The organism is Streptomyces sp. NPDC051286, assembly GCF_044455345.1.
In the GTDB taxonomy this organism is placed as follows: domain Bacteria; phylum Actinomycetota; class Actinomycetes; order Streptomycetales; family Streptomycetaceae; genus Streptomyces.
Genome location: NZ_JBITER010000088.1, coordinates 1 through 10,857 on the forward strand (window position 1 = coordinate 1; position 10,857 = coordinate 10,857).

The following is a 10,857-nucleotide window of genomic DNA, read 5'->3' on the forward strand; positions in this document are numbered from 1 at the left end:
GGCTCTCTTCCGGCGGGACAACCCCGCACCATCATACGCCACCTTTGTGGGGGGCGCGGGGGCGCGGGGCGGGGGGCCCCGCCCCCCCCGGCGCGATCACCGACGGAGCAACGGTGTATCCGGTCGCGCCCGGTGCGCCCCCCGACGTCACGGCGTACGCGGTCGCAGCCGGAGTGGTCAGGGCGAGAGCGGCGGCGCCGAGCAGGGCGACGGGTGCGACACCTATGGTGCGCATGGTGAATCCTCCAGTTCCCCGAGGAGCAACTGCGGAATGAATATCCACAAAGTGTCATAAATGCACCTCGATGGAGGAAACGTTAGAAGTGCTGTATACCGCTCGCGATCGGGGACCGGCGAATGGGGCACCGGTGTCCCCCGGGCGGCGGACCAACGGGACGTCAGGCCGTCAGGGTGCAGGTCAGCCCGACACGTTGGGAAAGAGGTCGAGGAACGGCGCGGCCGTGGCCGAGATGCCGCGGCCGAAGGGGGAGTCGAAGTCCCAGATCAGGAAGAGCAGGAAGGCGATGAGCACACTGAACAGCCCGGCCAGCAGGAGTTCCCGGAAGGTTCGGCGGATCTGCAGGGTGAAGATCAGCCCGACGGTCACCAGCGCCCCGGTGATCAGTCCGAACCAGACCACGCCCGGCATCGTGGCGCCGGCGCTCTGGGCGCGGGCACTGCGCGCGTCATCGGCCGCGGCGACCTGGTCGACCAGTGGCTGATACGCCTGCCCTTCGTGGTCGTTCCTCGGCCGGTAGTCGGTGACGTCAGCACGTACCCGGCCGAGGAGTTCGGCGCCCTCGTCGGTGAGGCTTCCGTGCTCCGTCATCGCCCTCCACTCGTCGTGGACGACATGACCGACGTACGCGTCGACGTCGGCGCGGATCCGGGCACGCACCTCGGCGGGGTAGACCGACGAGCGGGCGTTCACCTCGTGCAAGGCCTGGGCCTCCTGGCGGACGTACTCCTGGGCGGCGCTGCGCCCCTCCCAGACGCCCGCGATGGCGAGGCCGAGCACGATGGCGTACACCACGCCGATCATCATCGTCATGTATTCGATGACGTCAGGGGTTTCGAACGGGTCGTCGTCCTCCCCGACGCGGCGATTCTTGAGGACGGCGATGGTGAGCACGACGGCGCAGGCCGCGGCCATGGCGAGGGCGAGAACGAGCCATTCCGACATGGGCTTCTCCGTAGGTCATCGGGAGCGGGGACGTAGCACGGCGACGGCGAACACCGCGGGAGCCGTGATCAGCAGGGTGAGGGTGACCAGGGAGGGGCCTCGCTGGGGGACCTTGCGCGGCGGCTTGCGGTAGGTGGGGATCGCCACCGGCTTGGGCGGGGGTGGCGTGGGGCGTACGGAGGGCGTGGGCTCCGGGGGAGGCGGTGTGGGCGTTGGTGGTGGCGGGGGCGCCGGTGCCGGGGGTGGTGGCGGGGGCGCCGGTGCCGGGGGTGCCGGGGGTGGCGGCGGAGGGGGAGGTGGCGGCGGCGGGGGTGGGGGCGGCGCAGGCGGGGGAGGGGGAGGCGGCGGTGGGGGTGTCGGCCGCGGGGTCGGTCGGGGCGCCGGGCCCGCCTGGCAATGACCGTCGCCCGATGTGGCGACCGCCGAGTTCCCGCCGCCGTCCCCGATCGAGGCGTACGAGCAGTTGTCGGCCACCGCGGGCACCGGGGCGGTCAGGAGCCAGCTGAGTGCGACGGCTGCGCTGAGCCGCCCGAAGAGGGATCCGTACACGACGGGGAGCATGTTCCGGCCGGTCGGACGGCACGCGGACCACGGTCCTGATTCCCCTGATGGAGGGGACCTGGGGCGCTGAGGGTTTGCGGATGGGGAAATTTCTGCGAACGCGTTGAACAAAGAAGCACCCACCGACCGTACCTAGGGCCATGACCGACGCGGTCGCGCGTCACAACAGGCGGTAGAATCACGGGAGTTGACATGAACACCTGGCGGAACGCCTCGCTCGCGCTCACCGCGGCGGCCCTGCTGGCGCTGACGACGGCGTGCGGTCAGGAGCAGGGCGCGGATTCGCCCCACGGCCAGAACGTCGGCAATGCCAGCCCGGCCGGTCAGGCGGGCGGCGGCTACGGCACGGGCAGCGGATACGGCTCCGGCAGTGACTACGGATCCGATTCCGGGGCCCAGGCGGGCAAGTCCAAGCAGGCGGGGCAGCTCGCGGTGTGGGACAGCAAGAAACTCGGCAAGGTCGTGACGGACAGCGAGGGATTCACTCTCTACCGTTTCGACAAGGACACCGCGAGCCCGCCGAAGTCGAATTGCGAGGACGACTGCGCGAAGACCTGGCCGGTCGTTCCCGCGGGCAATGTGACGGCCGCCGCCGGTACCGATGGAGCCCTGATCGGCAAAGTCATCCGTGCGGACGGCACCCGGCAACTCACCATTGCGGGGTGGCCGATGTACCGGTACGCCAAGGACACCAAGCCCGGAGACGCCAATGGTCAGGGAGTGGAAGGCGCGTGGTTCGCCGCTGCGCCGGACGGCAGGAAGGCTGCGTCGAACGCCGACGGTCCGAACGGTGGTGAGCAGGCTGATCTCGCGGGGCTTTCGGTCCGCACGGACCCGAAACTCGGAGACATCGTCGTCGACAAGCGCGGCATGACGGTCTACCGGTTCAAGAAGGACACGGCATGGCCGATGAAGTCGGCCTGCACCGGAGCGTGCCTGTCGAAGTGGCCGGTTGTCGCCCCGTTGGCCAGAAATGATGTGAAGGGTGTGACCACCAAGGGTTTTGTCACTTTCAATCGCCCCGACGGTCTCAAGCAGCAGGCCATCGACTGCTGGCCCCTCTATACCTTCTCCGGTGACGCGAAGCCGGGTGACACCAACGGCCAGGGTGTCGGGGGCACATGGTACGCGGTGTCCCCCGGCGCAAAGCTCGTCGGCGCCCCGAAGTAGCCCCACAACAGCCGTTCCGGACCGGCCCGTCGTCGAATGTCACCGATAGCGACGGGCCGGTTGCACATGCCACTGGTGTGTGACCAATAACGGACCGCTAATTTCCGTTTCCGCTCGCTCTCCTGGCGGTCGGTCAGTAGCCTCTGGTCAACACTGACCATGAACATGGCCGGACCGCCGTGGCGACTTGTTGGAGACATCGATGGAGCGTCCCGCCTGGGCACCGCAAGGCATTGACATTTCAGTGCCGAGCGTTTCACGCATGTATGACTTCTATCTGGGCGGATCGCACAATTTCGAGGTGGACCGGGAAGCGGCCCGCAAGGCCATGGAGTTCATGCCGGGACTCCCCAAGATCATGCAGGCCAATCGTGCCTTTATGCGCAGGGCAGTGCGCCATGCGGTGAGTGAAGGCGTCACTCAGTTCCTGGACATCGGTTCCGGCATACCGACCTTCGGCAATGTCCACGAAGTCGCGCAGGCCGCGGACCCGGAGGCGCGGGTGGCGTATGTCGACCACGACCCCGTTGCGGTTGCGCACAGCCAGGCCGTACTCGCAGGAAACGACCGCGCGGTCATCGCCACCGCCGATCTGCGTCGCCCGCAGGAGATTCTGAAGAGTCCCGAGGTCAGCGAACTCCTCGACCTGGAACGCCCGGTGGCGCTGCTGCTCGTAGCCGTCCTCCACTTCATCGAGGACGCCGACGACCCGCAGGCAGCCGTAGCCGCCCTGAGCGAGTCACTCGCGCCCGGCAGCCTGCTCGTCATCACCCACGCCTCGTACGAGGGCATCCCGCTCACCAAGGAGGAGGCCGGCGGTGCGGTCGGTGTCTACCGGAGCATCCGCAACCCGCTGATCATGCGGTCGCGCGACGAGGTCAGCCGGTTCTTCGACGGGTACGAGATGGTCGAGCCCGGGCTCGTGGCCATGCCCAACTGGCGTCCCGACACCCCCGTGGTGCAGGAGCAGGAAGACCCGTATGCCTTCTCGGGCTTCGGCGGAGTGGGACGCAAGGCGTGAGCATTCCCGCCCAAGCGTCCGAAGCACCGGACGCGGAGCCCGACGGCGCCGAGGACCGGCTCCGGAGATTCGCCACCATCTGGAGCCGGGCCATCTTCCCCTCGACGGCCACCTCCATGACCCGTCCGGAGTTCGAACAGCATCTGCTGCCGCTGGCCCGCAGGTTGAGCGACATCCTGCACGCGCGCCCCTTCGAGCCGGCGCCCGCCAACAAGGTGGGAGCCGCGCTCGTCGCCGCGCACTGCACGGACCCGGACGCGCTCAGCTCCACGCTCGGCGTCGTCGACTCGTACCTGGTGCTCTACTGCGGCAACAACGGCCCGGTGACCCTGTCGACCGAGGACAGCAGGGCCCGCTGCGCCCGCATGCAGCACGCCCTGGCGGGCGGCTTCACCCAGGCGCTGCGCGAGCGGACCCTGGCCGAACAGGAAGCCATCGCCCGCTCGGCGCTCACCGCCCGCTCCAACGCCGAGCAGGCCCTGCATGCAACCGAGGCGCGGTTCCGTGCTGTCTTCAAGGACGCCGCCATCGGCATCGGGATCGCCGACCTGGAAGGCAACGTGCTGGAGGTCAACGACACGCTGACCCGGATGTTCGGCGGCCTCGACCACCATGTCCGCAGCCACAAGGTCAACGAGTGGGTCCACCCCGAGGACTCGCCGCACGTGTGGAAGTACTACGAGGAGCTGGTACGCGGCGAACGCGAGCACTATCGGGTCGAGAAGCCGTACTACCGCAATGACGGCACCGTCCTGTGGACCAACCTCACGGTGTCGCTCCTCCGCGACCCCGAGGGCCGGCCGCAGTACCAGCTGGCGCTCATGGAGGACACCACGGAGCGCAGGCTGCTGAATCTGCGGCTGCGGTACGAGGCGACCCACGACGCGCTCACCGGCCTGCCCAACCGCACGCTGTTCTTCGAACGGCTGGAGAAGGCGCTCTCCGCCGACGACGGCAGCCGCTTCGGGCTCTGCTACCTCGACCTCGACGGCTTCAAGGCGATCAACGACAGCCTGGGCCACGCGGCAGGCGACCGGCTGCTCGTCGAGGTCGCCGACCGGCTGCAGAGCTGCGCGACCGCGCCGGGCGAGATGGTGGCACGGCTCGGCGGCGACGAGTTCGTGGCGCTGACCACCGGCCCGCACACCGAGTCGGAGGTCGATGAACTGGCCTCCCGGATCCTCAGTGTGCTCGCCACGCCGATCCGGCTCGACGGCCGCGAACTGACCGTACGAGGCTCCATCGGCGTCGTCGAAGGACCGGCGGGCGAACGCAGCGCCGCCGAGGTGCTGCGCAGCGCCGACATCACGATGTACCGGGCCAAATCGGCGGGCGGTAACCGCTTCGAAATCGCCGACGCCGAGGCGGACGCCCGCGCCATCACCCGGCACGGGCTGACCACCGCGCTGCCCGCCGCCCTGGAGCGCGGCGAGTTCTTCATCGAGTACCAGCCGCTCGTGCACCTCGGTGACGGCACGGTCCACGGCGCGGAGGCTCTGGTGCGCTGGTGCCATCCGCAGCACGGGGTGCTCGGGCCGGACCGATTCATTCCGCTCGCGGAGCACACCGGGCTGATCGTGCCGCTCGGGCGGTGGGTGCTGGAGGAGTCCGTACGGCAGGCCAACTTCTGGCAGGATCGGCACAGCGACGGGGGGCCGCTGCGGATCAACGTCAACCTCTCGCCGACCCAGCTGCACCATCCGCGGCTGGTCGCCGAGATCGTGGACGTGCTGGAACGCTCGGGTCTCGAGCCGGGAGCGCTGTGCCTGGAGGTCACCGAGTCCGCGGTCATCGGAGCCGACGACGACCTGCTCAAGCCGCTGCGGCAACTGGCCGAGATGGGTGTCGACATAGCGCTCGACGACTTCGGTACGGGCTACTCGAACCTGGCCAATCTGCGTCGGCTGCCGGTGAGCGTGCTGAAGCTGGACCGTTCTTTCACCCAGGGCATGCAGCAGCATCCGGCCGACCCGGTCGACCTGAAGATCGTCGAGGGGATCGTCTCGCTGGCGCACAGCCTGGACCTGGCGGTCACGGTGGAGGGCGTCGAGACGAGAGCGCAGGCGGACCAGCTCCGAAAGCTCGGCTGCGACACGGCCCAGGGGTGGTACTACGCGCGGCCCGGGGCGCCTGACCGGATCCATTCCCTGCTGCTGGCCGACGCGGTCTGAGAGCCTGTCGGGCGGCCTCTGATCGGGCGGACGCGGCGTGGCACGCATGCTTCCGGCGTTGCCGAGATGCCCCAGCTCTCAGCTTCGTTCGAGCAGGGGAGACCCCATCCGAGGCCATCCCGCGCCTGGGAATCGCACGCACCACGCCGCGTCCGCTCTCCGGTCGAAGGTCACCCGACAGGCTCTGGGCGGGGAGGCCCGGCACCGGTTCCGTCCTCAGCTTCCGGACGGGTTCGATTTCCCGAGCCCGTCCGGCCGGCTGGCCAGCAGTACCCGTTGAAGCTCCCGCGCCGCCCGCGGAGGCGCCACGTCACTGCGGTGCGCCAGCGCGATCGTGCGGCGCAGCCCCGGCGGGGCCAGCCGTGTCGTCCGCAGGCCGTGCCCCGTCCGGATCGCCACCATGCTGGGCACCACAGCCACGCCCAGTCCCGCCCGTACGAAACCGAGCACCGCGTCCATCTCGCCGCCCTCCACCGTGAACGACGGCTCGAAGCCCTCCGCCCGGCACGCGGCCACGGTCAGCTCCCGCAGGTCGTAGCCGTGCCGGAACATCACCAGCGGCTCGCCCTGCAGATCCGCGATCCGCACGCTTGCGCCCTTCCCCGGTCGTGGAGCCTCTGCCGACGACACCACCACCAGGTCCTCCTGGAGCAGCTCCACCGTGGTCAGCGCAGGCGACGCGGCCGGCAGCGGGAGCACCACCAGCGCGAGATCGAGCGCTCCCCGTGCCAACTCCCGTACGAGGTCGTGCGAGCCGCCTTCCTCCAGCAGCAGCTGGATTCCCGGGTGCTGGTCGTGGAACGTGCGCAGTACGTCGGGCAGCAGCCCCGTGCACAGGCTCGGCGTCGCCCCGAGTCTGACCCGGCCCCGGCGCAGCTGGGCCAGCTCCTGCACCTCGTGCCGGGCGGTATCGGCATCCGCCAGGATCCGGCGGGCCAGCGGCAGCAGGGCCTCGCCCGCGTCGGTCAGCGTGATGTTGCCGCGGGCCCGGCTGAACACCTCCGCCCCCAGCTCGTTCTCCAGCGCCCTGATCTGCTGGGAGAGCGAGGGCTGCGAGACATGCACCTCCTCCGCGGCACGGGTGAAATGCCGTGTCTCGGCGACGGCCACGAAGTACATGAGCTGCTGAAACTGCATACATCCAGCCTAGCTCGTACCATAGCCAGAGACTATGGATATGAGCCACACCATGTCTTGGACTGATGAGCCGCTGCGGCCGTAGCGTCGTTCCCATGGCATTGGCAACACGGACGGACCGACGACCGTCCATGACGCGTACGCTCTGGGACTCGTCCGTCGGCAAGAAGACGGTCATGGCCGTAAGCGGCCTGATCATGCTCGGCTACCTGGTCGTCCACATGATCGGCAATCTGAAGATCTTCTTCGGGCCGGGGGAGTTCAATCACTACGCCCATTGGCTGCGGGTCATGGGCGAGCCCTTCCTGCACTACGAGTGGGCCCTGTGGATCGTCCGGGTGGTGCTCGTCGTCGCCGTCGTGGCGCACGCCACCTCCGCGTACCAGCTGAGCCGCCGGGACATCAGGGCGCGCCCCAGCAAGTACGTCCACAAGAAGCCCCGCGCGAGCTACGCCACCCGCACCATGCGGTGGGGCGGGATCATCCTCGCCCTGTTCATCGTCTGGCACGTCCTCGACCTGACCACCGGCACCGTCCACTCCGGCGGCTTCCAGTCCGGGCACCCGTATCAGAACGTCATCGACACCTTCTCCACCTGGTACGGCAACGTCATCTACATCGTCGCCATGCTCGCTCTCGGACTCCACGTCCAGCACGGGTTCTGGAGCGCCGCGCAGACCCTCGGCGCGGGCAGGGCGAGCCGCGACCGTGCTCTCAAGACCATCGCCAACGTCCTTGCACTGGTGCTGACGGTGGGCTTCATCTCCGTACCCGTCGCCGTCATGACCGGAGTCGTGAGCTGACATGACCGATTACTCGCACTACGAGACCGGCGCACCCGTCGTCGACACCAAGGCCCCCGAGGGCCCCGTCGCCGAACGCTGGGACACCCGCCGCTTCGAGGCCAAGCTCGTCAACCCGGCCAACCGCCGCAAGCACACCGTCATCGTCGTCGGCACCGGTCTGGCCGGCGGATCGGCTGGGGCCACGCTGGCCGAACAGGGTTACCACGTCGTCCAGTTCTGCTTCCAGGACTCGCCCCGCCGCGCCCACTCCGTCGCCGCCCAGGGCGGCATCAACGCCGCGAAGAACTACCGCAACGACGGCGACTCGATCCACCGGCTCTTCTACGACACCGTCAAGGGCGGCGACTTCCGCGCCCGCGAGTCCAATGTCCACCGGCTCGCCCAGATCTCCGTCGAGATCATCGACCAGTGCGTCGCGCAGGGCGTCCCGTTCGCCCGCGAGTACGGCGGCCTCCTCGACAACCGCTCCTTCGGCGGTGTCCAGGTCTCCCGCACGTTCTACGCCCGAGGCCAGACCGGGCAGCAGCTGCTCCTCGGCGCCTACCAGGCACTGTCCCGGCAGATCGCCGCAGGCAACGTCGAGCTGCACGCCCGCACCGAGATGCTCGACCTGATCATCGTCGACGGCAAGGCCCGCGGCATCGTCGCGCGTGACCTCGTCACCGGGAAGATCGACACGTACTTCGCCGACGCGGTCGTCCTGGCCAGCGGCGGCTACGGCAATGTCTTCTACCTGTCGACGAACGCCATGAACTCCAACGCCACCGCCATCTGGCGCGCCCACCGGCGCGGAGCGTACTTCGCCAACCCGTGCTTCACCCAGATCCACCCCACCTGTATCCCGCGCACCGGCGACCACCAGTCCAAGCTGACGCTGATGAGCGAGTCGCTGCGCAACGACGGCCGGATCTGGGTCCCGAAGGCCAAGGGCGACACCCGCCCCGCCAACGAGATCCCCGAGGACGAGCGCGACTACTACCTGGAGCGCATCTACCCGGCCTTCGGCAACCTCGTGCCGCGCGACATCGCCTCGCGCGCCGCGAAGAACGTCTGCGACGAGGGCCGCGGCGTGGGCCCCGGCGGACAGGGCGTCTACCTCGACTTCGCGGAGGCCATTCAGCGCATGGGCAGGGCGAAGGTCGAGGAGAAGTACGGCAACCTCTTCGACATGTACGCGCGGATCACCGCGGAGAACCCGTACGAGACCCCGATGCGCATCTACCCCGCCGTGCACTACACGATGGGCGGACTCTGGGTCGACTACGACCTCCAGACCACGATCCCGGGCCTGTTCGCGATCGGCGAGGCCAACTTCTCCGACCACGGGGCCAACCGACTTGGCGCCTCGGCACTGATGCAGGGTCTCGCCGACGGCTACTTCGTCCTCCCGTCGACCATCAACGACTACCTGGCCCGCAACCCGCACCACGGCGAGGTCGACGCCTCGCACCCCGCCGTGGAAGAAGCCGTCGCGGAGACCGAGGACCGGCTGAACCTGCTGCTCGCCGTCGACGGCGACCGCACCCCCGACTCCTTCCACCGCGAAATCGGCGAACTCATGTGGGAGTACTGCGGGATGGCCCGCACCGAGGAGGGGCTGCGCAAAGCGCTCGACCGGATCCCACGGATCCGCGAGGAGTTCTGGCACCGCATCAAGGTCCCGGGCACCGGCGAGGAGTTCAACCAGTCACTGGAGAAGGCCAACCGAATCGTCGACTACCTGGAGCTCGCCGAGCTCATGTGTCTCGACGCCCTGCACCGCGCCGAGTCCTGCGGAGGCCACTTCCGCGAGGAGTCGCAGACCCCGGACGGCGAAGCCGCCCGCCGGGACGAGGAGTTCTCGTACGCCGCCGCCTGGGAGTTCACGGCCACCGGCGACGCCCCCGTCCTGCACAAGGAAGACCTCGTCTTCGAGTACGTCCACCCCACTCAGCGGAGCTACGCATGAAGCTCACCCTGCGCGTCTGGCGCCAGAAGAACGCCGACGCCCCCGGCGCCATGTCCACCTACCAGGTGGACGGCATCTCGCAGGACATGTCGTTCCTGGAGATGCTCGACACCCTCAACGAGGAGCTCATCCTCGCCGGCGACGACCCCGTCGCCTTCGACCACGACTGCCGCGAAGGCATCTGCGGCGCGTGCAGCCTCGTCATCAACGGCGACGCGCACGGCCCGGAACGCACCACCACCTGTCAGCTCCACATGCGGTCCTTCGAGGACGGCGACACGATCGACATCGAACCGTGGCGCGCCTCAGCGTTCCCGGTCGTCAAGGACCTGGTCGTGGACCGGTCCGCCTTCGACCGGATCATCCAGGCGGGCGGCTACATCTCCGCCCCGACCGGCACCGCACCCGACGCCCACGCCACCCCCGTGCCCAAGCCCGACGCCGACTTCGCGTTCGAGCACGCCGAGTGCATCGGCTGCGGCGCCTGCGTAGCGGCCTGCCCCAACGGCTCGGCGATGCTCTTCACCTCAGCGAAGATCAACCACCTCAACGTCCTGCCGCAGGGCGCCCCCGAGCGCGAGACGCGGGTGCTCGACATGGTCGAGCAGATGGACAGCGAGGGATTCGGCGGCTGCACGCTCACCGGGGAATGCGCCACGGCCTGCCCGAAGGGCATTCCGCTGCCGTCGATCTCGGCAATGAACAAGGAGTGGCTGCGGGCGACCCGGAAGGTCCGACGCTAGGAGGGTGCTGAGTCCTTGATTCGGGTGGCGTAGATGCCCCTATGTTTCGTCAAGTGGCTGAAGGTCTCTGTGCGGCCGTCGGAGGCTGGATGTGCCGGTAGAGCTCGCGGGCCACGT

General features: G+C 68.8%; 10 protein-coding genes. 6 read left to right on the forward strand and 4 right to left on the reverse strand.

Annotation, left to right across the window (positions count from 1 at the left end):
- Nucleotides 1–31: 31 nt before the first annotated feature.
- From ACIBB8_RS36255 to ACIBB8_RS36265, 3 genes are all read right to left on the reverse strand, one after another.
- A complete protein-coding gene (locus ACIBB8_RS36255) occupies nt 32–235 on the reverse strand; it encodes a hypothetical protein (RefSeq protein WP_398959495.1) in 204 nt (67 codons plus the stop codon).
- A gap of 183 nt (nt 236–418) precedes the next feature.
- A complete protein-coding gene (locus ACIBB8_RS36260; RefSeq protein WP_398959496.1) occupies nt 419–1,183 on the reverse strand; it encodes a hypothetical protein in 765 nt (254 codons plus the stop codon).
- A gap of 15 nt (nt 1,184–1,198) precedes the next feature.
- Nucleotides 1,199–1,330: a hypothetical protein gene (locus tag ACIBB8_RS36265; RefSeq protein WP_327242784.1), complete on the reverse strand. Its 132-nt coding sequence runs from the start codon at nt 1,328–1,330 to the stop codon at nt 1,199–1,201.
- A 606-nt stretch (nt 1,331–1,936) separates the two neighbouring features.
- Here ACIBB8_RS36265 and ACIBB8_RS36270 point away from each other — a divergent pair.
- The 3 genes from ACIBB8_RS36270 to ACIBB8_RS36280 all read left to right on the forward strand — a co-directional run bounded on the left by ACIBB8_RS36270 (nt 1,937) and on the right by ACIBB8_RS36280 (nt 6,106).
- Complete coding sequence (locus tag ACIBB8_RS36270) at nt 1,937–2,914, forward strand: SCO0930 family lipoprotein (protein ID WP_398959498.1); 978 nt, start codon at nt 1,937–1,939, stop codon at nt 2,912–2,914.
- A 202-nt stretch (nt 2,915–3,116) separates the two neighbouring features.
- A complete protein-coding gene (locus tag ACIBB8_RS36275) occupies nt 3,117–3,935 on the forward strand; it encodes an SAM-dependent methyltransferase (RefSeq protein ID WP_398959500.1) in 819 nt (272 codons plus the stop codon).
- On the forward strand, nt 3,932–6,106 hold the full coding sequence (locus tag ACIBB8_RS36280; RefSeq protein ID WP_398959502.1) for a putative bifunctional diguanylate cyclase/phosphodiesterase: 2,175 nt from the start codon (nt 3,932–3,934) through the stop codon (nt 6,104–6,106). The genes ACIBB8_RS36275 and ACIBB8_RS36280 overlap by 4 nt, the downstream gene beginning before the upstream one ends.
- Before the next feature lie 216 nt (nt 6,107–6,322).
- Here ACIBB8_RS36280 and ACIBB8_RS36285 read toward each other — a convergent pair whose 3' ends face one another.
- Nucleotides 6,323–7,243, reverse strand: coding sequence for a LysR family transcriptional regulator (locus ACIBB8_RS36285; RefSeq protein WP_398959504.1), 921 nt, complete (start codon nt 7,241–7,243; stop codon nt 6,323–6,325).
- A gap of 95 nt (nt 7,244–7,338) precedes the next feature.
- Between ACIBB8_RS36285 and ACIBB8_RS36290 the strand changes: the two genes are divergently transcribed.
- Genes ACIBB8_RS36290 through ACIBB8_RS36300 form a run of 3 tightly spaced genes read left to right on the forward strand, consistent with a single transcriptional unit; the run spans nt 7,339 to nt 10,740 of the window.
- A complete protein-coding gene (locus tag ACIBB8_RS36290) occupies nt 7,339–8,046 on the forward strand; it encodes a succinate dehydrogenase (protein WP_398959506.1) in 708 nt (235 codons plus the stop codon).
- A gap of 1 nt (nt 8,047) precedes the next feature.
- Nucleotides 8,048–9,997, forward strand: a complete 1,950-nt coding sequence (locus ACIBB8_RS36295; RefSeq protein WP_398959508.1) for a fumarate reductase/succinate dehydrogenase flavoprotein subunit — start codon at nt 8,048–8,050, stop codon at nt 9,995–9,997.
- On the forward strand, nt 9,994–10,740 hold the full coding sequence (locus ACIBB8_RS36300) for a succinate dehydrogenase/fumarate reductase iron-sulfur subunit (RefSeq protein WP_366138676.1): 747 nt from the start codon (nt 9,994–9,996) through the stop codon (nt 10,738–10,740). Before ACIBB8_RS36295 ends, ACIBB8_RS36300 begins: the two co-directional genes overlap by 4 nt.
- Nucleotides 10,741–10,857 lie beyond the last annotated feature (117 nt).

What these genes read in the sequence shown, in the direction of transcription:
- ACIBB8_RS36270 (WP_398959498.1), top strand. Translation starts at nt 1,937, where the DNA reads ATGAACACCTGGCGGAACGCCTCGCTCGCGCTCACCGCGGCGGCCCTG.
- ACIBB8_RS36285 (WP_398959504.1), bottom strand. Translation starts at nt 7,243, where the DNA reads ATGCAGTTTCAGCAGCTCATGTACTTCGTGGCCGTCGCCGAGACACGG.
- ACIBB8_RS36275 (WP_398959500.1), top strand. Translation starts at nt 3,117, where the DNA reads ATGGAGCGTCCCGCCTGGGCACCGCAAGGCATTGACATTTCAGTGCCG.
- ACIBB8_RS36260 (WP_398959496.1), bottom strand. Translation starts at nt 1,183, where the DNA reads ATGTCGGAATGGCTCGTTCTCGCCCTCGCCATGGCCGCGGCCTGCGCC.
- ACIBB8_RS36300 (WP_366138676.1), top strand. Translation starts at nt 9,994, where the DNA reads ATGAAGCTCACCCTGCGCGTCTGGCGCCAGAAGAACGCCGACGCCCCC.
- ACIBB8_RS36295 (WP_398959508.1), top strand. Translation starts at nt 8,048, where the DNA reads ATGACCGATTACTCGCACTACGAGACCGGCGCACCCGTCGTCGACACC.
- ACIBB8_RS36255 (WP_398959495.1), bottom strand. Translation starts at nt 235, where the DNA reads ATGCGCACCATAGGTGTCGCACCCGTCGCCCTGCTCGGCGCCGCCGCT.
- ACIBB8_RS36290 (WP_398959506.1), top strand. Translation starts at nt 7,339, where the DNA reads ATGGCATTGGCAACACGGACGGACCGACGACCGTCCATGACGCGTACG.